The 22767-nt window shown below is 36.8% G+C and carries 23 protein-coding genes and 1 tRNA gene; 19 read left to right on the top strand and 5 right to left on the bottom strand.

Translation table 11 applies throughout. The features are described from left to right. Positions 1–224 precede the first annotated feature (224 nt). From hfq to ACFIL3_RS05470, 4 genes are all read left to right on the top strand, one after another. The gene (gene hfq, locus ACFIL3_RS05485) at positions 225–464 is read left to right on the top strand and encodes an RNA chaperone Hfq (RefSeq protein ID WP_005773461.1); all 240 of its coding nucleotides are present in this window, start codon (positions 225–227) and stop codon (positions 462–464) included. 53 nt (positions 465–517) lie between these two features. After that, on the top strand, positions 518–1861 hold the full coding sequence (gene hflX / locus ACFIL3_RS05480) for a GTPase HflX (RefSeq protein ID WP_375681907.1): 1344 nt from the start codon (positions 518–520) through the stop codon (positions 1859–1861). Between the two features lie 144 nt (positions 1862–2005). After that, the gene (locus ACFIL3_RS05475) at positions 2006–3832 is read left to right on the top strand and encodes a hypothetical protein (protein WP_375638201.1); all 1827 of its coding nucleotides are present in this window, start codon (positions 2006–2008) and stop codon (positions 3830–3832) included. Positions 3833–3978: 146 nt separating this feature from the next. Then, positions 3979–5055 (top strand): COX15/CtaA family protein, encoded by a 1077-nt coding sequence (locus ACFIL3_RS05470; RefSeq protein WP_375629412.1) that lies wholly within the window; start codon positions 3979–3981, stop codon positions 5053–5055. 20 nt (positions 5056–5075) lie between these two features. Here ACFIL3_RS05470 and argC read toward each other — a convergent pair whose 3' ends face one another. After that, positions 5076–6008, bottom strand: a complete 933-nt coding sequence (gene argC, locus ACFIL3_RS05465; protein WP_375613064.1) for an N-acetyl-gamma-glutamyl-phosphate reductase — start codon at positions 6006–6008, stop codon at positions 5076–5078. A 322-nt stretch (positions 6009–6330) separates the two neighbouring features. Here argC and glyA point away from each other — a divergent pair, with 322 nt between their 5' ends. From glyA to nusB, 6 genes are all read left to right on the top strand, one after another. Continuing rightward, positions 6331–7644, top strand: coding sequence for a serine hydroxymethyltransferase (glyA, locus tag ACFIL3_RS05460; protein WP_375611569.1), 1314 nt, complete (start codon positions 6331–6333; stop codon positions 7642–7644). A gap of 11 nt (positions 7645–7655) precedes the next feature. After that, a complete protein-coding gene (nrdR, locus tag ACFIL3_RS05455; RefSeq protein WP_375611570.1) occupies positions 7656–8138 on the top strand; it encodes a transcriptional regulator NrdR in 483 nt (160 codons plus the stop codon). Further along, positions 8131–9261, top strand: coding sequence for a bifunctional diaminohydroxyphosphoribosylaminopyrimidine deaminase/5-amino-6-(5-phosphoribosylamino)uracil reductase RibD (ribD, locus tag ACFIL3_RS05450; RefSeq protein ID WP_375611590.1), 1131 nt, complete (start codon positions 8131–8133; stop codon positions 9259–9261). Before nrdR ends, ribD begins: the two co-directional genes overlap by 8 nt. Then, on the top strand, positions 9243–9860 hold the full coding sequence (locus ACFIL3_RS05445; protein ID WP_375611571.1) for a riboflavin synthase: 618 nt from the start codon (positions 9243–9245) through the stop codon (positions 9858–9860). Before ribD ends, ACFIL3_RS05445 begins: the two co-directional genes overlap by 19 nt. Before the next feature lie 81 nt (positions 9861–9941). Then, a complete protein-coding gene (locus ACFIL3_RS05440) occupies positions 9942–10397 on the top strand; it encodes a 6,7-dimethyl-8-ribityllumazine synthase (RefSeq protein WP_375611572.1) in 456 nt (151 codons plus the stop codon). A 2-nt stretch (positions 10398–10399) separates the two neighbouring features. After that, positions 10400–10870: a transcription antitermination factor NusB gene (nusB, locus tag ACFIL3_RS05435; RefSeq protein ID WP_015856452.1), complete on the top strand. Its 471-nt coding sequence runs from the start codon at positions 10400–10402 to the stop codon at positions 10868–10870. Positions 10871–10943: 73 nt separating this feature from the next. On the opposite strand, the gene ACFIL3_RS05430 is transcribed toward nusB, so the two are convergent. Then, positions 10944–11423, bottom strand: a complete 480-nt coding sequence (locus ACFIL3_RS05430) for an outer membrane protein assembly factor BamE (protein ID WP_375674487.1) — start codon at positions 11421–11423, stop codon at positions 10944–10946. Positions 11424–11644: 221 nt separating this feature from the next. Here ACFIL3_RS05430 and ACFIL3_RS05425 point away from each other — a divergent pair, with 221 nt between their 5' ends. The 5 genes from ACFIL3_RS05425 (at position 11645) to ACFIL3_RS05405 (ending at position 15538) form a co-directional block, all read left to right on the top strand. Continuing rightward, positions 11645–12202: a DUF177 domain-containing protein gene (locus ACFIL3_RS05425; RefSeq protein ID WP_375613060.1), complete on the top strand. Its 558-nt coding sequence runs from the start codon at positions 11645–11647 to the stop codon at positions 12200–12202. A gap of 149 nt (positions 12203–12351) precedes the next feature. Next, a complete protein-coding gene (plsX, locus tag ACFIL3_RS05420) occupies positions 12352–13422 on the top strand; it encodes a phosphate acyltransferase PlsX (RefSeq protein ID WP_375613059.1) in 1071 nt (356 codons plus the stop codon). A 49-nt stretch (positions 13423–13471) separates the two neighbouring features. Further along, positions 13472–14446 carry a beta-ketoacyl-ACP synthase III gene (locus tag ACFIL3_RS05415; RefSeq protein WP_375629381.1) on the top strand — a complete coding sequence of 325 codons (975 nt, stop codon included), beginning with the start codon at positions 13472–13474 and terminating at the stop codon, positions 14444–14446. Between the two features lie 77 nt (positions 14447–14523). After that, positions 14524–14838, top strand: coding sequence for an integration host factor subunit alpha (locus ACFIL3_RS05410; RefSeq protein ID WP_273791377.1), 315 nt, complete (start codon positions 14524–14526; stop codon positions 14836–14838). Between the two features lie 196 nt (positions 14839–15034). After that, on the top strand, positions 15035–15538 hold the full coding sequence (locus tag ACFIL3_RS05405; protein WP_375607116.1) for a MerR family transcriptional regulator: 504 nt from the start codon (positions 15035–15037) through the stop codon (positions 15536–15538). A gap of 1048 nt (positions 15539–16586) precedes the next feature. Here ACFIL3_RS05405 and thrS read toward each other — a convergent pair. From thrS to ACFIL3_RS05390, 3 genes are all read right to left on the bottom strand, one after another. Further along, positions 16587–18563, bottom strand: coding sequence for a threonine--tRNA ligase (gene thrS / locus ACFIL3_RS05400; RefSeq protein WP_375611577.1), 1977 nt, complete (start codon positions 18561–18563; stop codon positions 16587–16589). 111 nt (positions 18564–18674) lie between these two features. Continuing rightward, on the bottom strand, positions 18675–19025 hold the full coding sequence (gene yidD / locus ACFIL3_RS05395) for a membrane protein insertion efficiency factor YidD (RefSeq protein WP_375607118.1): 351 nt from the start codon (positions 19023–19025) through the stop codon (positions 18675–18677). Then, positions 19026–19454 (bottom strand): iron-sulfur cluster assembly scaffold protein, encoded by a 429-nt coding sequence (locus ACFIL3_RS05390; RefSeq protein WP_375611578.1) that lies wholly within the window; start codon positions 19452–19454, stop codon positions 19026–19028. Between the two features lie 125 nt (positions 19455–19579). On the opposite strand from ACFIL3_RS05390, the gene folE reads away from it, so the two are divergent. The 4 genes from folE to ACFIL3_RS05370 all read left to right on the top strand — a co-directional run bounded on the left by folE (position 19580) and on the right by ACFIL3_RS05370 (position 22423). Next, the gene (gene folE / locus ACFIL3_RS05385) at positions 19580–20191 is read left to right on the top strand and encodes a GTP cyclohydrolase I FolE (protein WP_375611579.1); all 612 of its coding nucleotides are present in this window, start codon (positions 19580–19582) and stop codon (positions 20189–20191) included. A gap of 137 nt (positions 20192–20328) precedes the next feature. After that, a tRNA-Leu gene (locus ACFIL3_RS05380) sits at positions 20329–20413 on the top strand. A 193-nt stretch (positions 20414–20606) separates the two neighbouring features. Beyond that, positions 20607–21779, top strand: a complete 1173-nt coding sequence (locus ACFIL3_RS05375; protein WP_375681906.1) for an alpha/beta hydrolase — start codon at positions 20607–20609, stop codon at positions 21777–21779. 137 nt (positions 21780–21916) lie between these two features. Then, the gene (locus ACFIL3_RS05370) at positions 21917–22423 is read left to right on the top strand and encodes a hypothetical protein (RefSeq protein WP_015856440.1); all 507 of its coding nucleotides are present in this window, start codon (positions 21917–21919) and stop codon (positions 22421–22423) included. The last annotated feature ends 344 nt before the right edge of the window (positions 22424–22767 follow it).

The raw sequence follows: 22767 nt of genomic DNA, 5'->3' as shown, positions 1-22767 counted from the left end.
TGCCTTTGAATTGTAAGCTCATAAAAAAGTAAACGTGGAAAAATTTTTAATTTAATATAGCTTTTCGTAAGTTGTACTTTATTATTGTCTTAAAGAGCCGTTTTTTCTCTAATTTCAGTTGTTTGTTGCTGAATTTTTAAGCTTCTACGTTGACAATTGGATATTTTTCAGTCGATATGCATGCACGAATATTTTTATGCAATCTAGATAAAGGTGTAAGAATAATGGCAGAGCGATCACAACACCTGCAAGATGTGTTTTTAAATACGGTGCGTAAGCAAAAAATTTCCCTTACAATTTTTCTTGTCAATGGCGTTAAACTCACGGGTATTGTAACTTCATTTGATAATTTTTGTGTTCTTTTGCGCCGAGATGGACACGCGCAATTGGTTTATAAGCATGCTATTTCTACGATTATGCCTGGACAGCCTGTACAGATGTTTGAGGGTGAAAGTCCTGAGTAAACATATCATTTTAAGATAGACCTCTTATCCCATTTAAAAGTACTTAGATTGCTATGATAAATGAAAATGAGAGATTAGGAGGGGTATTTTCGCAGAATACAGAACAGGTGCGCGCACTTGTTCTGATACCGATTTTTCAAGAAAATAGAAGTGAAAGCTCTTTGAGAGAGTGTTCTATATCTTCTCGTGTTAAAGAATCATTGGGGTTAGCACGTGCTATAAGGTTAGAAGTTGTTAATTATGAAACGATTAATATTGCAACGCCTCGCTCTGCGACTCTCTTTGGAAAAGGTAAAGTAGATGCGTTAACCTGTTATATAGATGAATATTCTATTGAGCTTGCGATTGTAGATCACTTTTTAACGCCAGTACAGCAGCGTAATTTAGAAAAATTATGGAATTGCAAAGTTATCGATAGAACGGCTTTGATTCTTGAAATTTTTGGGGATCGTGCACGAACAAAAGAAGGAGTTTTGCAAGTAGAGTTAGCGCGTTTGTCCTATCAAAAAGGGAGGCTTGTGCGGAGTTGGACGCACTTGGAAAGGCAACGCGGGGGGCGTGGCTTCCTAGGTGGACCTGGTGAGACGCAAATTGAAGCAGATAGGCGTCTTTTACAAGAGAAAATTATTCGTATTCGCCGCGAATTGCAAACGGTTATTAAAACACGTGCACTTCATAGAGCAAAAAGGAAAAAAACATCTTATCCTGTTGTGGCACTGGTAGGATATACGAATACAGGAAAGTCAACTCTCTTTAACCGTTTAAGCGGTGCAGATGTTTTAGCAAAGAATATGTTATTTGCAACGCTTGACCCGACTTTGCGCAAAGTTGTGCTTCCCCATGGAAAAACTGTTCTTTTGTCTGATACTGTAGGGTTTATTTCTAACTTGCCAACGAATTTGATTGCAGCTTTTAGAGCAACCCTTGAAGAAGTGGTTGAAGCGGATCTCATTCTTCATATAAGAGATATGTCAGATCTTGATCATCGAGCACATGCCCAAGATGTTTTAGAAGTGCTTTCAAGTCTTGATATCGATATTGATGATATGGAGCATATCATAGAAGTTTGGAATAAGATTGATATGTTAGATGAGCAAGCATTGAATGTTTTACAAACAAGCGCAAAGACGCGATTAAATCCTGCTCTCATGGTATCAGCACTTAAGGGGGATGGACTCGATCAATTATTAAGAGCCATTGAAAAGCGAATTTTTGGAGAGGTGCAAAGCATTGAATATCTTTTACAACCTCATGAAATGTCGCTTATTGATTGGTTTTATGAAAACTCTGCGGAAATAGTGCAAGAAGGGCATGATGATGGGTCTATTACCATTAGAGCGGTTGTTACTTCTGAAGCAAAAAAACAACTAGAGAGCCTCAAAAAAAATATGAATTAAGTTCTTTAAAGCTATTTTTGAACATTTGTTCTTAAATTTTATATTTTTATTATCTCAAAATAATATGACAGCAAGTTAAGAGGATAGTTACTACTTTCTCTTAATAAAACAATATGAAGAAGTATTTTGCTGGTTAAAATAAAGATGAGTCTTACATGTAATAAAAGACTATTCGTACGTACCGTATGGCGAAGCATTTTGATTGTTTTGCTATTACAAATGCTATGTGTATCTTTGATTTGGTTGTATTATTTTGTCCAGCCTCGTGGTTACCAAGCAACTTTAACATTTTCATTATCTGATTCTGTAGGAAAGCCATTACCAATTAAAAAGAAAGACAATGTTATCGCCTTTTTGTTTTCACAGCCTATGTTCTTCAATGATTCGAATTTTTCTTTAAGTGCTTCTTATAAGAAAAAAAATCATGAAAATATCCGTTTATCGCGTCATGGTGATTTTATCGATCTTACTTTTGAAGCCGAGACACTTGAAGCAGCTCAACGTGGGTTGGAAACTTGGTTTTCCGCATTTTCACAAGCAATCATAAAACAGAAACAATTCTTGTTAAATGATAAATTAGAAGACAAACAATATGATAATATTGCAATCCTTAATATCGTGCAGGAATTTCGTAAATCTATTGATTCTTTTATTCAGCGTGGTGTAAAACAAACAGAGCTTCATGATCTTTCGATGCAATTAACGCAAGCAACTTTAAAGCGTATTCATTTAACAAGTTTGAATTCAACGATTAACATGATGCGTGAAAATGGGCAGTCTTTACTGTCTTTATCGTTTATTGCAGGCAATTCAGCAATTGCTGCTCTGGAATCTAAACGTGATCTCTTGGAAACACAAAGAGCACATATGGCTGTGCAATTAGGGTGGACACATCCTCAAATTAAAGCGATGACTGCAGAATTAGAGACAGTTTCTCATCAATTAAAAAATAAAATTTTACAAATCGTTTATCAAGTTCATTCAGATGAGGTTATTGCAACGGAATTAGAAAAACAGCTCAAAAAAAGAATGAACTTTTTTGTAAAAGATCAATCCCAATCTTTGAATGAAATATTTAACGAGTTTGAAAATAAAATAAAAGTAGCAGTCGATGCCCAAAATGAAGCGATGAGCAAGTCTGCTCAACGAAGAGAAAAAATTATTGATTCATATCGGAGATTGAGTGATGATCCTCTTCTCTTACAAAATACAAATATCCACGTGGTCACGCCAACAACGTTAGCACCAATTTCTTTTATGGCTCTTTATGGAAAAAATATTCTTGTGAGTGCATTGGTCAGTTTCCTTACTCTTTTGCTAGGAATATTGTTATTCTATCCGTGCTTTAAAAGGAAAAAAGACCAAATCTCAGAAGAGGATTTGAGATCAAAAGAAAATGATCTTAAGAAGAATGAGAGTATTTTAGTCTCTCAAGAAATGAAAAATTTTGAAGCTTTTATTACGATAGAGGGATTATCTGATGTTTTGAAATGGCGTGCTTCAACCATTATTTCAATCATTGGACCAGAAGCTGCACGGACAGCGGCAAAGCTTTCACTTCATCTCACAAAAGAGAACAAAACAATTTTGTTGGTCGATATTTCTGGTCAACAAATAGAGAAAGTCATAGGCCCACATCGCGGACTGAGTGATATTTTAACGGGCAATGCCAAGTTGCATGATGTTATTTACCGTGATTATGATACGGGGGTTGATATTCTTCCTCAGGGGTTAACAAGTGCTATTTCAGCACAAGATTTTTCAAATGATATTTTTCATATATTACAAGAATTTAAAAAAGAATATGATTTTATCATCCTAGAGATGGCAAGCGAACCCAAATATGGGTTTGAGCAATTTGCAGAGCTAACAGACTATTATATTTGTAATACTGTTCTTAATAAACAAGAATGGATGATGCGTATGGTAGACAGCTTTCCAAAGACTGTTTATCGCGTTGTAGCATCATAAGCTTCGTAAAAAAGAAATATGTATCGCATGTTATAGTGGTACGCTTGTTTTTTGCTAAAGTTGTAGTACATACTAAAATAGACAAAGAGTTAATGTTTAAATTTTAAAATGCATTTTAGTTGGAGAGAAGCGTGGGGCAATCAGAGATGGCAGTAAAGAGATTAAACAATAGCATTTTAACGCCTGTGCAAAAGGAAAATAGAAAACATATACAGGTGTGGCTTTACTCTATTTTATTGCTTTGTTTGGCAATTGTCTTAGTAGGTGGCGCTACTCGTTTGACGGGATCAGGATTATCTATAACGGAATGGAAGCCAATACACGGCGTTATTCCACCGATTGGTGAGGATCAATGGCAAGAGGAATTTTTAAAATATCAACAAATAGCACAATATAAGCTGCTTAATCCTGATATGACCTTAAGTGCTTTTAAGGTCATTTTTTGGTGGGAATGGGCGCATCGTGTTCTTGGGCGTCTTGTTGGTCTTGTCGCTTTATTGGGGCTCATTTGGTTTTGGGCGACTAAGCGTGTTGAAAAAAATATCTTACTCCCGCTTATTGTTGTACCTATTCTTATCGCCTTTCAAGGCTTTATTGGTTGGTGGATGGTTGCTTCAGGGATTGGGCAAAGTAATTTAACAAGTGTGAGCCAATATCGTTTGGCATTTCATCTTATAACGGCATGTTTTGTTATTGTTTTTGTTACTTATTTATCTCGAGGGCTTGCAGAATATTCAGAAAAACCAGCAAATAAAAAGGTGCAATATTTTGCGGCATGGCTTGTTATTCTCGTCTTGATAGAGATTTATTTCGGAGCTTTGGTTGCAGGGCTTCATGCTGGAAAAGTCTATAATACATGGCCCCTTATGGATGGGCAGATTATTCCTGATGGATTGTTGCAGCATCGTCCTGTTTGGCTCAATTTATTCGAAAATTCCTTAATGGTTCAATTTATTCATCGGTTTTTTGCTTATTTTTTATTGATTGCCTCGGCTATTCATGCTTTCTATGTACAAAAAAATGCTCCACATTCAACTCATTCTCGTCGTGCATTTCTTATCTGTGTTATGATTATTATCCAAGCAGTCTTGGGTATCTTAACACTGTTACATGAGGTTCCGATAAGTTTGGGGCTCATTCATCAAAGTATGGCATTAGTCGTGTTGTGTTTTGTTGTTGCACATTGGCGAGCAACAAAAGGGGCTTATCGCGTTGTTGAATAAAAGTTTGTGGGTAGGGAGGTTTAGTCGCTTGAAAGCATTAAATCGAGGTTTTGGATAGCTGCAGCTGATGCGCCTTTTCCTAAATTATCGAATATGGCGCTGAGATTAAAAATACCTTCACGATCATTTCCAAATACGAACAGTTTCATACCATCTTTATTGGCTAAACACTCTGGATTAAGTCTTTGAAGTGAAGCAGTTTCTTCTTGTGATGCAACTAAAATGGTATTTTGTCCATCGTAATGGTTTGCGAGAATTTCGCGCAAATCAGAACAGTTTGCTGATTTTGTGAATAAATGGCGATGCAGAGGAAGATTCACAATCATTCCTTGGGGAAAACGACCCACACTTGGTATAAAAACTGGGGGTTGATTGATTTGTCCATAGATTTTAATTTCTGGCACATGTTTGTGTTCAAGATTAAGACCATAGATAAAATAATTGTCCTGAATATTTTGTTGAGATTGATTTTCCATTTGTAAAATCAACTGTTTTCCACCACCGGTATAGCCGGAGATTGCATTAATCGAGATGGGATAATCGGCGTCTAGCAGTCCTGCTTCACGGAGTGGGCGAATCAAACTAATGGCACCGGTAGGATAGCATCCGGGATTGGTTATATAATGTGCTGCTTGGATGCGCTTTCTTTGTCCTGCTGTCATTTCAGGAAAACCGTAAACCCAGTCTGGTGCAACACGGTGGGCTGTCGAGCTATCAATAATCCTAATGTTTTTATTTTTTTGAAGCCAATGAACCGTTTCGCGTGCAGCATCATCTGGAAGACACAAAATAGCAATATCGGCTTGATTAAGATAGTCTTGTCGCAGATGAACATTATGGCGATCTTTATGAGCAAGAGAGAGTAGTTTTAAATCTGTACGCCTTTCTAAGCGTTTTTGTATTTGTAGTCCGGTTGTGCCATGTTCACCATCAATAAAAACTTTGGTTAGCATTTTTATTTGCCTTCGTATTAACTTTGCCTATTATATTCAGCTTTTCACATTATAAATTATTTTTAATCATTAAATTATTGAATTTCTTTAGATTATAGATATTTTTTGTAAAAGGTGTAAACAAATAAGAGTGTAAAAAAAGAAATGTAATCTCATTTTTTACTATTCTCGAGAGGAAAGTTTTTCGCTGTTTTTATAACAAAGAATAAGATAAATATTTGCCTCATTATTTTTGAGTGTAAGTAGTTTAAAATGTTTGGTTTGCATGGTTTGCTGTGTTATCGTTCCTTGACTTTATTTTTTTATGTTAGGAATGTGTTTTATGACTCAGCAAGAAAATGACGCACAAAAGCGCTTTTTTAATGATAATTTACAAACTGTTGATGGTGCAATTTTTGACGCAATTAGAGGGGAGTTTGAGCGTCAACAACATGAAATTGAGCTTATTGCTTCAGAGAATATTGTTTCAAGAGCGGTCCTTGAAGCGCAGGGGTCTGTTTTAACCAATAAGTATGCAGAAGGTTATCCAAGAAAGCGCTACTATGGTGGGTGTCAATTTGTTGATGTCGTTGAAGATTTAGCTATTGAAAGGGCAAAACAGCTTTTCGGTGCTGCGTTTGCGAATGTACAGCCTAATTCTGGTAGCCAAATGAATCAAGCTGTCTTTTTAGCTTTACTTCAGCCTGGTGACACATTTATGGGGTTGGATTTAAATGCTGGAGGTCACCTTACGCATGGTTCACCTGTTAATATGTCAGGAAAATGGTTTGATGTTGTTTCCTATGGTGTGCGTCAAGAAGATCAGATTATTGATATGGATGAGGTTGAGCAGCTTGCAAAAGAACGTAAGCCAAAACTTATTATAGCAGGGGGCTCATCTTATCCACGGCTATGGGATTGGGAAAGATTCCGTGAAATTGCAGATGAAATCGGTGCTCATTTACTCGTTGATATGTCTCATATTGCTGGTCTTGTTGCTGGTGGCGTGCATCCTTCACCTGTTCCACATGCGCATATTGTAACAACAACAACACATAAATCGCTTCGAGGTCCTCGGGGTGGTTTAATATTGACAAATGATGAGGCTTTATCCAGAAAAATTAATTCTGCAATTTTTCCTGGTCTTCAAGGTGGTCCTTTAATGCATGTGATTGCCGCAAAGGCTGTTGCGTTTGAGGAGGCTTTGCGTCCCTCTTTCAAGAGTTACAGTGCCAATGTTGTCGCTAATGCGAAAACTTTAGCAAAAACATTACAGGGTAATGGTTTTAATATTGTTTCTGGTGGTACAGATAATCATTTGTTGTTGGTTGATTTACGTTCTAAAAATCTAACAGGTAAACGTGCTGAATTGGCTTTGGGACGCGCTCATATTACCTGCAATAAAAATGGCATTCCTTTTGATTCTGAAACGCCATCTATAACATCGGGAATTCGTTTGGGATCACCTGCTGCCACGACGCGTGGTTTTTTAGAAAAAGAGTTTATTCAAGTTGGTCATCTGATTTCAGAAGTTCTTGATGGTCTTCGGAGTGCAAAAAGTGATGAAGATAATCATGCCGTTGAAATGGCTGTTGAGAAAAAGGTAAAAGATATAACGAATCAATTTCCTCTTTACTCTTATCTTACCACTCGTTAAGGATACAAAGGATGCGCTGTCCTTACTGCCAATATGAGGATACACAGGTCAAAGACTCTCGTCCAGCAGAAGAGGGGGCAGTGATTCGCCGCCGCCGTGTGTGTTCCGTTTGTGGTGGTCGTTTTACAACTTTTGAACGTGTTCAGTTGCGTGAGCTCTTGGTTGCTAAAAAAAGTGGACGATGTGAACCCTTCGATCGTGATAAGTTAATGCGATCAGTTGATGTGGCTGTACGTAAGCGCAATATTGATCCCGATCATATTGAACGAGCAATTTCTGGCATTGTACGCCAGCTTGAAAGTTTGGGAGAACCAGAGATTTCTTCAGAAAAAATTGGGCATCTTGTGATGGAAGCATTGAAAAGAATTGATGATATTGCTTATATTCGTTTTGCTTCTGTGTATCGAGATTTTCGTAATGCAAGCGATTTTCACGATGTTATAGATGAATTGTCAAAGGGTATCGCGGATACAGAATCTCGTTTTGATGAATAAAAAAGTGCAAGATGAACGGTTTATGGCTGCAGCTATTCGTTTAGCAGAACGTCATGTCGGTCTTACAGGTGAGAATCCTTCCGTTGGTACGTTAATTGTGCGAAACGATAATGGTGCTGTGGGGGCTTTTATTGTTGGCTATGGCGTAACAGCTATTCATGGGAGTCCTCATGCGGAAGTGCAAGCTTTACACATGGCAGGTTCTTTGGCTCAAGGAGCGACTGCTTATGTTACTTTAGAACCTTGTGCGCATTATGGAAAAACTTCGCCGTGTGTGAATGCGCTTATTGATTCAGGTGTTTCTCGAGTTGTTATTGCGCTGACTGATTGTGACAAGCGTGTTGATGGTCATGGTATTGCTCTTTTGCGAGCGGCGGGTATTGAAGTGGTTGAGGGCATTTTAGCTGAAGAGGCTTTTGAATCCTTATGGACGCATTGGTGCATAAGGAAGATACAACGCTGTGCGGTCACTTTTAAAATGGCAATTTCTGCCGATAATGGTGTTGGAAAAAGAGAGAAGGGCAGCGTAAAAATTAGTGGAACACTTTCTCATGCCCATACGCATATTCTACGTGCTCAAAATAATGCTATCCTCGTTGGTATTGGTACTATATTAGCAGATGATCCACAACTCAATTGCCGCTTGCCAGGGATGGAGATGCGCTCACCAATTCGTATTATTTTGGATGCAGATTTATCTATCCCCCTTGATGCAAAAGTTGTCCAAACAGCCATAAAAATTCCTACATGGGTTATTTGTGATGTGGATATTTCAAAGAAAAGCAAAAAAAATGCATTGGAGCAATATGGTGTGTCTGTTTATTCGGTCGAGATGAACAATGGTTGTGTAGAACCCTTTGCTCTTTTACAGATGCTTTATAAACATGGGATTAATAGTGTTTTATTGGAAGGGGGTGTCAAGACAGGGGAAAAATTTTTGAATGCTGGTTGTGTTGATCATTTGATATGTTTTCATACCCCCATTGTTTTAGGCAAAAATCGTATTGAAGCCCCTCATTTTGGAAATTATCTCTCGCAGTTTCATGAGATTGAGACAAGAATGTTTGGAAATGACCGTTTTTATAAGTGGAGACGTAAGACATTATGTTCACAGGAATTATAACGGATATTGGTTGTGTTGAAGATGTTCAACCTTTAAAGCAGGGGATGCGTTTAAAGATTTCTACCCGCTATGCTATAGAAAGCTTAGCAATTGGGGCGTCAATTGCTTGTTCAGGAATTTGTCTGACAATTGTAGAGCGAGGATTAAAGCAAGAAGATTCCAATTGGTTTGTTGTCGAGGCGTGGGAAGAAACATTACGTTTAACGAATCTTGCACAATGGATAAAAGGAACTTTTGTTAATTTGGAACGTTCGCTTCGATTGGGTGATGAAATGGGAGGACATTTAGTTTCTGGTCATATTGATGGTTTGGCTGAAATCATTGATCAAAAAAATGAAGGGGATGCAATTCGCTTTTATTTAAAAGTTTCAAGACAATTTATGCCTTTCATTGTTAATAAGGGATCTATTGCACTTAATGGGACATCTTTGACTGTTAATGGTGTTGAGGATTGTGTTTTTGATGTTCTTATTATTCGCCATACACTTGAAATGACAACGTGGGGACAAGCTAAAATTGGAGATCGGGTCAATTTGGAAATTGATCAACTTGCTCGTTATGCTGCAAAACTTTTTACTTTAAAAAGAGAAGATGAATAAGCCAACACTCTATTGATCGTTTTCAGAATTTTATGCTTTATAACTTTGATTTTTTTGATTCGTTTTTTGTGGAATTCCATTATGATGAAAGAGATAGGTAAAAAGCCTCACGTATTGATTGTTGAGGCACGTTTTTATGAGGGGATTTCTGATGCACTTTTGAGAGGTGCAGTGAATACTTTGCAAAAAGCTGAAGCAAGTTATGATGTTGTAACGGTTCCTGGAGCATTAGAAATACCAAGTGCAATAGCTTTTGCTGAACAAAACAAGATATCGTATGATGGTTATGTTGCTCTTGGTTGTGTTATTCGGGGTGAAACATATCACTTTGAAATTGTTGCTAATGATTCTTGTCGTGCATTGATGGATTTAACTGTTCATCAGCACTTGGCTATTGGAAATGGTATTTTGACTGTTGAAAATGAAGAACAAGCATGGGTGCGTGCAAAACTAGATGATAAAAATAAAGGTGGTTTTGCGGCTGAAGCTGCTTTATGTATGATCGCTCTAAAAAAGAGATTTGGAGATAATCGTTAAATATGGCTGATATAAAAAGCAGACATTTTCCGCGTTCAGCCAATAAACGTGGAGCAGCAAGACTCGCTGCAGTTCAAGCACTCTATCAAATGGATATCGTGGGTTCGGGGGTGATGGAAACGGCAGCTGAGTATGAGGCTTATCGTTTGGGAAAAGATATTGATGGAGATCAATATCTTGAAGCTGATTTTCAGTGGTTTTTGGCTATTATAACGGGTGTTGTAAAAGATCAAAAGCAGCTTGATCCGCTGCTTCATCAACAGCTTTCTGCAGAGTGGTCTCTTTCACGTCTTGATTCTATATTGCGAGCAATTTTACGAGCAGGTTTATGGGAGTTGATCAACCGTAAAGATGTTCCCGTTGCAGTTGTCATGAATGAATATGTTGACATAGCAAAGGCGTTTTTTGAAGGTGATGAGCCAAAACTTGTTAATGCAGTTCTCGACAGTATGGCAAAAAAAGTCCGCCTCTAAGAGCTACAAATCCCTATTATAGATCTGATATTATCAGACCTATAATATTGAAACGGTATGCAGACTATATAATTTAGTTATGGGGTGGCAAATTCACAGGGCCTTTTATAATTTGAATTAAGAAAGGATGTTCTTTCGTTACAGTTGGTGTTGTTTGTGTAATAAAATCAAACACTTGACCGTCTTGTAATCCGTAATTTGCAACTTTTGTAACCTGATTATTTTTACTGAAGTAAATGGCTAAAACTTTGCGATCAATAATCTTTGTTTTCATAAACTGCATCCCACGATAACGTGTCTGTGAGATGTAATAAAAAACTTCATTATCATATTTTGTTTTTAATGAAGGGGTCCCTAAAGTTAAAAGAACTTGCTCTTGACTTGAGCCAATAGAGATAGAACTTAGAGCATTTTTATCAAGAACATAGCCCTCTCTATAAATTTGGCTCGAACCTGAAGAATCAAGAAGGCTACACCCAGCAAGCATTCCTATGCTTGCTATTGATAGACCAATCAATAATTTACGTTTGATTAAGGCTATTATGTGAGGCATTTGAAACAATGGTATCTCCTTTTTATACTGAGATGTAGGACAAGAAGGCAACCTCAAGTTTTTTCTAATTTTAACTTAATCTACCGTAGCTTACACTGAGTTTCCCTGTTATAAAGCAAATTATGCCATATAGAATTTCTTTAGAAAAGAAAAAAATGCATAAATACTTGAGATAAATAAAAACATAGTGCTTTACGCGTTTTTATGTTTGGGAGTTGTCAATGAATGTTCAAAATGTTCCTCAAATGACATTTGCTTTGGCTTATCCAATATCTGTACGTTCTCTACCTGCTAAAGGTATAAGGGTTCATTTTTGTGCAAACAAAAAAGAATGTACACATTTAGCCCAGAACCATGATTTAATTGAAGTAAAATCTTGTGAGGGAAAATTCCATATTTTCCCGTGGAAAAAACGCGGAGTGCGTATAAAAGGTCTGTTGCAAGCGCGTATACTACAGTTATGTGTTGTTACATTGGAACCATTAGAAAATATCCTTTGTGAAAATATTGAGGTTGTTTTTGTTCCTGAAGATTCAAATTTGATGAAGCCCCAAATATCAGAGGATACAGGGGAATTGTTTTTAGATGTGGGGGGGCTTGATACTCCTGAAGTGTTTTATGATGATAAAATTGATATTGGCGCAATCATGGAAGAGTTTTTTGAGTTGTCTATTAATCATTATCCACGTAAAGAAGGGATAAAGATGAATATGGGTGAAAATTTAGAAGAAGCAGAGCGAAAATTCTCTCCATTTTCTGTTTTGAAAAATTGGAAGTGATTGTAGAAACATACAAAAAATATCTATTGTATGCTAAACGGTATTTTCTGCGGAGCGATTTTCGCAAGATGTGCTGTGTGAGTATTCAGGAGCCAAAAATCATAATATGTATTTAAAGATGTAAATGAAAAGATGTGGGATATGCAAGCGTGATTAGAATTTCTGTGGATGTCATGGGCGGTGATTACGGTCCAGAAGCAGCTATTGCAGGAGCAGCAATTGTACAAAAATATTTATCAAATATTTATTTTCTATTTTATGGAGTAGAGGAGGCAGTTCGTCCGGTTTTAAAAAAATATCCCTGTTTGGATTCTGTATCGCGCTTTTGCCCTACAGAAAGTTATACACGCATGGATGAAAAGCCAAGCCAAGCACTTCGTAATGGACGTGGTAAATCATCAATGTGGTACGCCATTGAAGCGGTAAAAAATGGTGAAGCTGATGCTTGCATTTCTGCTGGTAATACGGGTGCACTCATGGCCATGTCTTATTTTTGTTTGAAAATGCTTGCAGAGGCTGAACGTCCTGGTATTGCGGGTATCTGGCCAACACTGCGCAGTGAGAGTATTGTTTTAGATATTGGAGCAACAATTGGTGCCTCTGCTAGTCAGTTGGTTGATTTGGCGGTTATGGGAGCAGGTATGTTTCGCGCTTTATATCACACTGAAAGACCAAGTGTTGGGCTTTTAAATGTGGGGGTGGAAGAGGTTAAAGGACTTTATGAAATAAAAAAAGCAGGAATGATATTGCGTGAAGTGCAATTAGAAGGATTGGAATATAAAGGATTTGTTGAGGGCAATGACATTGGAAAAGGAACAGTCGATGTTGTTGTGACAGAGGGGTTTTCTGGTAATATTGCTTTAAAAACCGCAGAAGGAACCGCGCGACAGATAGGAGAGATTTTAAACTCTGCAATGCGCAGTTCTTTTTTAACATCTCTTGGTTATTTTTTATCACGGGGTGCTTTTCGTATACTGAAACATAAAATGGATCCTGATAGGGTGAATGGAGGAGTTCTTTTAGGTTTGAATGGTGTTGTTATAAAAAGTCATGGCAGTGCTAATGCTAATGGCTTTGCTTCTGCTATCCGCGTTGGTTATAAAATGGTTAATAATGGACTTTTACAAAAAATAACGGCTGATTTACGGCGATTTCATGAAAATAAAGCAACACTTTTTGACCAAGAAGATGAAGCGGTGATGAATGGAGAGTCCTTATGATAAGCTCTTATAATAGAAATAAAAAATTTGAAGAAAAGGTAAGAGCTGAATGATTCGGTCAATTATACGTGGTGTAGGAAGTGCTTTGCCGAAAAGAAGTTTATCAAATGATGAGATTGCAAAGTTTGTTGAAACGTCAGATTCATGGATTGTTCAGCGTACAGGAATACGCCAACGTTATATTGCCAGTGAAAATGAAACAACTGTTTCTTTAGGAGTTGAGGCTGCGCAAGCAGCACTTACAAATGCTGGTTTAACAATAAAAGACATCGATTGTATTATTTTAGCAACGTCCACCCCGAATCGTACTTTTCCTGCTTCTGCTGTTGAAATTCAGCATGCTTTGGGAATGAGCCATGGATTTGCTTTTGATATTCAAGCTGTTTGCTCTGGTTTTATTTTTGCTTTAACAACAGGAGATTCTTATTTACGGTGTGGAGGGGCTAAAAGAATTTTAGTTATTGGATCCGATACATTTTCTCGAATTTTAGATTGGGAAGATCGTACGACATGTGTTTTGTTTGGTGATGGTGCTGGTGCTGTTATTTTGGAAGCACTAGAAACTGAGGGTGATATTGCTTTTGAGCGTGGTATATTGTCTGCGAAATTGCGCTCTAATGGTGCTTATATAGATAAGCTATATGTTGATGGTGGACCTTCAACAACACAAACGACAGGCTATTTGCGTATGGAAGGACGAGAAGTTTTTAAATATGCTGTTGGTATGATAACGGATGTGGTTGATGATTGTTTTGCAGCTGCAGGTATGGATTCTTCACAACTAGATTGGTTTGTACCTCATCAGGCTAATAAGCGCATTATTGAAGCATCTGCTAAAAAGCTGGGAATTTCACTAGATAAAGTTGTGATTACCGTTGATCAACATGGTAATACGTCTGCTGCATCAGTTCCGTTGGCTTTAACAACAGCTGTTTGCGATGGAAAAATAAAAGAAGGAGATCTTATCATGTTAGAAGCCATGGGAGGTGGATTTACATGGGGAGCAATTCTTATTCGTTGGTAAATTATGGCTACTTGACCATATTTCAAGAAAACGTATAAGTCATTTTGTAATTTTTAATATTTTAATAGGTGGTTATAATGACAAGTAAGACAGTAACGCGTGCAGATTTAGCGAGCGTAGTTTGTAAAAGAGTGGGCTTGTCACATACTGAATCAGCAGCTTTAGTCGAATTGGTTTTGGATGAGATTTGCAACTCACTTGTAAGAGGTGAAGCGGTTAAATTATCTTCTTTTGCAACTTTTCAGGTTCGCAGTAAAAATGAACGTGTTGGACGCAATCCAAAAACAGGTGTTGAAGCACCGATTCCGCCGCGACGTGTTGTGACGTTTAAGGCTGCCAATGTCCTTAAACAGAGAATTTTAGATTCGCATCGTGCAAAACAGAAAAAATGATATCTCATAAATAAATGCCATGGTATGTTTGGTATTTGTTAAAGAAATGTATAAAATAAGGGTCTTTATTTTTTAGAAAAAGACTGGTGAGTAAGGTATCAATGATGGTCTTATTTTTGACTAATCTTGTTGAGAAATTGAGACAGAATGAGTCATTGTGAAGTAATTTATTTTGTTTTAAATAAGGTGTTACAAAATGGATAAAAGCTCTGATGCTTTTCGCACAATTAGCGAAGTAGCGGAGTTATTGGAGCTTCCGCAGCATGTCTTAAGATTTTGGGAAACACGTTTTAGGCAGATTAAACCAATGAAACGTGGGGGAGGAAGGCGCTATTATCGTCCGGTCGATGTTGATTTGCTCAATGGTATCAAGCAGTTACTATATGATCAGGGTTATACAATAAAAGGTGTGCAACGCCTTTTGAAAGAAAATGGTGTTGCTTTTGTGACTGCATTGGGTAATGGTGATCTTGATGCTATGAATGTGGTCATAGAGAAGAAACATGCAGGACAAACTTCTGAAAATGCTAGCAATAAGCCTAAGAAATCTTCTTTTGGGCTTTTGAGTTTCATGAGGAATGAGGGAGAAACATCTGTCGGTTCTGTGAATCTTTACAAAGATAAAACTGATAAAGCATTGTTACAAGAAATTCTGTTTGAACTCATTGAATGTAAGCGTGTTCTTGATAGAGCACGATAATAATATTTTTTTATTTTATATGTGTTTCGTAGATATTTAGATGTTTTATGGATGTGCACAGAATTTTATACGTTCAACGAGTAGTCATATATCGTATGTGTATATTTAACGAGTTTTTTATAAGAGTTTTTCATTTGGTAAAACATGAAGAAGAGAAAGAATAAACGCTGAGTTTTGCCATTTTTTTTGATTTGGCTTTATAAAAATTAAGGCAATATCTCATCAGTGTAGATTGCGGGATGTAGAATGCCATTAGCTTACCAATTCATGTGCTTGTTTTAAAGAGATGTTTCTTAAGGCTTCTTAATCTTATTTTACCATAATGCCTCGTGAATGATTAATGGTAAACTCGTTGAGTACCGCTATTTTTATACTTATGAAGGTTCAAGTCGGCATCATCATTATAATTATAGCCTGTTCTCAATGACTGCAACAATTCTTAGCACTTTAGGCGGTTCATTGTAGGCATTTTAAAAGTCCTTTCTCAATAATTTTTATCCACGCACTCATTCCGCTTGTTTCGTGCAAGCAAATGATTTTGATAGATTCAACATAAACATATTAAAAATAAGAGAAGCCTATGATATTCGAAACCTTATTTAATATGAACAACGATATATTATCATTATAAATCAATATCTTGTCCTTTTTATAAGGGCTTATCTTACGAATAAGAAATATCATTGTTCAGCTAATTTTACATATTTTTTATTAATAAATATAATCTTGTTTTCAGTTTTCTTGCTTGATGTTTCTATAATTATTGTAATGATCTATCCATGATAATAGCAGAATTTTTTCATTATAAAGGTAAAAGATTAATGTTATTATTAATATTCAATTGTCTATGATTTTTGCATTTAAACAGCTCATAGCTTATATTCAACTTTTTCACCAATCCACCTTGTAGAGAAAGAGCACGTTATTCTTTCTGGTGACAGGTCATTGTGCATGAAACAAAAACACACTACAATATCAAATTATTTCATTTTGTACAAAAACTGAAAATTTATAGTAAAAAATTAACGTATTACCATCTTCCGTGATATTATGCATTTATTACACGTTGCAAATCTGGAGGTGTTGCTTCATTTGAGAGTTGTTTAATCACATCTTCTACAGATAAAAGGGTTTGATTTGTACTTCCTAAGCGGCGCATATTTACGCTGTTTGTTTCAGCTTCACGTTTGCCACATACCAAAATTACGGGGACTTTTTGTAAAGAATGTTCTCGTATTTTATAGTTAATTTTTTCATTGCGGAGATCTATTGTTGCGGAAAGCCCAACAGCTTTAAGTTTTGCTGTTATTTTTTGGGCATATTCATTTGCTTCGGATGTAATTGTTGCAACAACAATTTGTTCAGGAGCAAGCCAAAGTGGCATATGTCCAGCAAAATTTTCAATTAATATACCAAGAAAACGCTCCATTGATCCAAAAATAGCACGGTGGATCATAACAGGTTGACGTTTTTCTGAATCTTTATCAATATAGAATGCACCAAAACGTTCAGGGAGATTAAAGTCTATTTGTGTTGTTCCACATTGCCATTCACGACCGATAGCATCCTTTAATGTATATTCAAATTTTGGACCATAAAATGCTCCTTCACCTGGAAGGATGCTTGTTTTGATTTGTCCTGCAAATTTTGTTTCAATCGTTTTAAGGACAGATTCCATGATACTTTCTGCATGATCCCATAATGCATCAGATCCAACTCGTTTTTCTGGACGGGTTGAAAGCTTAAGACTAATTTCTTTAAAACCAAAATCGGCATAAGTTGATAAAATAAGATCATTAATACTGAGACATTCATCGGCTAATTGTTCATCAGTACAAAAAATATGCGCATCATCTTGTGTAAAACCACGCACACGCATAAGACCATGTAAAGAGCCTGAAGGCTCATAACGATGAACAAGTCCAAATTCAGCAAGTCTAATAGGCAAATCACGATAAGATTTTAAACCATGTTTAAAAATTTGCACATGACCAGGGCAGTTCATTGGTTTAAGGGCATAAACATTCCCATGATCTGAATCTTCTTCTGCTGAAATTACTTTGAACATATTCTCCTTATACCAACCCCAATGGCCAGATATTTCCCAGAGTGACCTATCGAGAACTTGTGGTGCATTAACTTCAGCATATTGATGATCATCAAGGCGTCTACGCATATAGCTGATCAAATTTTGGAACATTTTCCAACCTTTTTTGTGCCAAAAAATCATTCCTGGCCCTTCTTCTTGAAAGTGAAATAAGTCCATTTCACGTCCCAAGCGGCGATGATCACGTTTTTCAGCTTCTTCTAGCATATGGAGGTAGGCTTTTAAGTCATTTTCATTTGCAAATGCTGTTCCATAAATTCTCGTGAGCATTGGATTATTGGCATCGCCACGCCAATAAGCTCCTGCAACTTTCATTAATTTGAAAGCATTCCCAATTTGCCCTGTAGATTGCATGTGCGGTCCGCGACAAAGATCAAACCACTCCCCTTGATAATAGATTTTTAAATCTTGATTTTCAGGAATGCTATCAATAAGTTCAACTTTATAAAATTCCTTTTTCTCAGAAAAAACTTTTCTTGCTTTTTCACGAGACCAAATTTCTTTTCTAAAAGGTTTATTGCGTTGGATAATTTCACGCATTTTCTTTTCAATGACGGTGAGATCATCTAATGTGAAAGGTTGTTGGCGTGCAAAATCATAATAGAATCCGTTCTCAATGACAGGACCTATTGTTACTTGCGTTTCAGGAAAGAGCTCTTGCACTGCTTCAGCAAGGACATGGGCGCAATCATGCCTTATGAGCTCAAGAGCGCGTGAATCTTCTCGGGTAATAATCTCTACTTGACCAGATTGTCCCAATGGATCCGATAAGTCTCGCGTGATACCATCAAGACTATAGGCGACTGCTTTTTTTGCAAGTGATTTAGAAATAGATTCTGCTAATTCCAAGCCTGTCATTTCAGCGGGGTAATTACGTTTTGAACCATCGGGAAAAAAAAGAGAAATAGAGCAAGACATAAAAACACCCTTTTAATCCAATTCCGCTAACGATTGCGGATGGTTTCGTGAAAATTGAGTAAAAAGCTTATAGACTAATTTTTTATCAATACATGTGAAAAAAGAAAAGGATTATTTGTTGTGTTTGTCAGAAATTTTCCAGTAACGCCAAGGTTTATAAAAACAGCAAGAATTTCCAAGCGATGGAGGGACTGGATCAAAGCCATCTGTTCCAAAGGGCCCACAACGCATGATACGAAAGAGTCCCATCCATGCACCAGCCCAAAGCCCATGGCGTGCAATCGCTTCATATGTATATTCTGAACAAGTCGGGGCATGGCGACATTGATTGCCTATAAGGCTCGAAAGTGTTATTTGATAGAACCGTATTAAGAAAATACCCAATAATCGTCCGGGTGTTTTTTGCCAAGTGCCTGTGTAATTCCGAGTCAACTTTTTTTGTCTAGATTGTGATTTGAACATTTATTTTTCTTCAATTTTTTGAATGCAGTCTATCGTTGCATCAAAGGGTAGTAGTGTTGCTGCATGGCGCACTTTATAGTCTTTAATGGGCTGTAAGCAAGAAAAATCCTCAAATGGAGCTTGAGGAGAAGGACCATTTTGCGTTAGCATTTGGTAGATAACTTCACGCAATATTTTAAGATCTTGAGTTGTTTGTCCGATGATATGAGATGCTAAAAGTGAAGCTGAAGCTTGCCCTAGCACACATGCATGTATTTCGTGAGCAAAATCGGTAATAATACTATTTTCCACTTTTAAATCTACAGTGATTGTCGAACCACAAAGGTGTGCATGTTTTCTTGATGTTGCATCAGGATTATTAAGACGCCCAATTTTGCCTATATGTGCAGCATATTTAAGTATTTTATCATTATAGATAGTATCAATCATGCGCTATTGCCTGAAATTTTGAAAGTCGTGATTGTTTAAACTTTTAATTCGCTTATATAGAGATTATACAAAATGAGATAGGTATGGAGCAAATGCTTTGTATAGAGTAAGCTTGGAGTTTTTGAATGCGTAATGTTGTTAAAGAAGACGCAAATTTATCTGAAGAAAAGCGTCCGAGTATTGAAAAGGTGGAAGAAGCGATTCGTACATTACTCTTATGGATAGGGGAAAATCCAAATAGAGAAGGGCTTTTAGATACTCCAAAACGTATAGCCAAGGCATATCGCGAGCTTTTTAATGGTTATAGTCAATCGGTTAAAGAAACCTTAGGTACAGTTTTTGAAGAGGTTTCAGGATACAATGAAGCCGTAATCGTAAAGAATATACCTTTTTATTCACACTGTGAGCATCACATGATCCCAATTATTGGGAAAGCACATATAGCATATCTTCCTAATGCAAAAATTGTTGGTCTTTCAAAAATTGTACGTGTTGTAGATATTTTTTCTCGTCGTTTACAAACTCAAGAAGCTATGACAGCGCAAGTGGCTCACGCGTTAAAAACGTATCTGAAGCCTCATGGTGTAGCAGTATTGATTGAGGCTGAGCACATGTGTATGGCTATGAGAGGAATCCAAAAACAGGGCTCTACAACAATTACAAAAAACTTTCATGGTTATTATGAAAAAGATCAAGCGGCACAAGCACATTTTATGATGATGGTTCAAAGGTCATAGTAAAGCCCATATTTCTCTTAATCTTTATTAAGTTATAAAGCATCCGGATAAAATAAATTATGAGAAAAAGAAAATTGGCTTGTACCTTTCTTTATGATTTGTTAAAGGCTAAAAACCAAGATTTTTTCTTTCCACGTGCGGTCGTGGCGGAATTGGTAGACGCGCAGCGTTGAGGTCGCTGTGGGGCAACCCGTGGAAGTTCGAGTCTTCTCGACCGCACCAGTTAGCAGTGAGTCTCTCCATAATGAGATGAAGTTATGTTAGAGAGAGGGGATTTATAGGCATTATAGAAAAATCTTTTTTGTATGTTATTTGTTGGTGTGTTGCCAATAATGTTTCGTTTTTTATTACTTTATCTATGCATTTGAAATGTTATATTTTTATAAGGTGGGGTGAAGTTGCAGTGAGAAGTATAATGATTCTGAGATATTTAACACTTCTTATTTGTATTTCTTTATTATCAGCGTGTAGTGATTCACGTGCTGTACTTTGGCATGGGGTGCATGCAACACCTTCTATGACTGCCGTAGAAAGGGAAGTTGAAGGGAAACCAGTTTCTCCAAAAGCCGTCGTTCCAGTGTATGTTGCAACAAGTCGTATGATGCAAAATAATTACGCTCAACCTTATGGTGCAGAGCGATCAAATAAAGTTCATTATAATCGCGTTGACGTAGGAATTCCTCAGCAACATGTAAAGGGAGTTGTTGAAATAAATGCCTATAAACCTACGCATGATAAGTATTTTGCAGCAGTAGCATTGCAAAAATACGATAATAAAGAACAGTTTAAACAGCAATTAAATGCTGCTTTAGCAAAAAAGCCAAAAGGAAAAAGAGAAGTTTTTCTTTTTATCCATGGGTATAATAATAATTTTGCAGATGGTACATTTCGTACAGCACAATTTACACACGATTATTCTTTAAATGTTGTCGCTGTGCATTATTCTTGGCCTTCGGCCGGATCAGTTCCTCTTTATATTTATGATCGTGACAGTGCTAATTTTGCCCGTGACGGATTGATAGAGCTTTTAACACTTATTAGTGAAACCAATGCTGATCAAATTTCGGTTATTGCACATTCTATGGGCAATTTTGTTATAATGGAAGCATTTAGAACGTTAGCGTTACAGGGAAAATATAAGCCTATTCGTCGTATTACAAGTTTATTAATGGCTGCACCAGATATTGATGTTGATGTATTTGAGCGCCAACTTAATGATATAAAAAAACTTCCGCAGCCAACCGCTATTTTAGTATCCAGAGCGGATAAAGCTCTTGCGGTTTCAGGACGTCTTACGGGTGGACATCATCGTGTGGGCGATGGCTCAGATATTGAAATGTTGCGTAAAAATGGAATAGCTGTTCTTGATTTTTCTCATGTGGATGGGGGAGCACACAATGTCTTTGCATCTTCGCCAACGTTGATGGCTCTTTCTCGAGAAGGTTCTTTGGCTTCCACAATTATGCAAGGTACAGAATTGTCACCTAGTCAAGCCCTTCTTGCTGATGGTAGTAGTGTGTTGGAAAAAACAACACATCTTATCCTTTATACACCTGTACGTTTTCTCTCTCCACGGATTCCACGTTGATCGTGAAAAGAGAGAAGGGGCTCCATCGAATAATGTATTGGAGGTAATATTTTTTAGCACTTTCTTTAGAATGGTCTTGTAAAATGAAAAATAAATAGCGGGATGAATGTAAAAAACAGTCATTAGGTGAGTTTGTGATGATTGCACGGAAACGCTATGTTAATACGCCTACAGTTGTTGATTATTTATCTCATTCCGCAATTAAGTTATTAGACATTCATGCTATGCTTGTGAAGGTGAGAAAAGGTGATATGGGGGAAAAACCAAATTTATTGCGTCAAATTGATTCTACAAAAAAACAGTTAGATGAGATAAGCCATGCTCTTATTTTAGAATATCGTAAACGCCAAGAAAATGAGCGTTTTTTAAAACAAATTCTGCTATCCATTTCTGATCAACTTTTTGCACTTAATAATGGTTTTAAGGAAACAGGACGTCTTTTTTTTCAAGAAGTTAGAATTCTTCAATCTCAGATGCAATGTTTATATGAGGGAAAGGAGAGGCTGCATTTGTTGAATAGCCAAGAATCTTTTTGTTCTCCGTCAAAGATTGATGAAGTCATTAAACAGTTACAAAAAGCACGAGAGAAGCTTATTCTTGAAAGCCCACATCTCTTTGAAAAAAGCACAAAAGCTAAACAATAAAAGTTCTTTAGTTGAGCAGATAGATAATTTGAATTTTACAGCAAAAACGCTGTTAGATAGAAGGCTATAACCTTTTTAAAGCAAATTCTTTTCTTTAATAAATGAAACACATGCCTTATATCTTTGCTAAAGTTAAGGCTGATGAATTAGGTGGCTTTATTGAAAAAAATGTTTGTGGAAAGAATTTTACAAAAAACTTTCTGATTCTTTTAATAATAGCCCGCCGGATAATTTTACCAATGTCATAAAGTTGTTAGTATATTCATTAGGCAAATAAAAAGCAAGTAAAATAAAATAGTTATGTCTAATATAAGGGAATAGGTGAATCTTGATTCTATTGAGTT

Source organism: Bartonella sp. CE47NXGY, assembly GCF_042195415.1.
Taxonomy (GTDB): domain Bacteria; phylum Pseudomonadota; class Alphaproteobacteria; order Rhizobiales; family Rhizobiaceae; genus Bartonella.
Note: the sequence above shows the minus strand (reverse complement) of the source record. Positions and strands in the feature narration are given on the sequence as shown.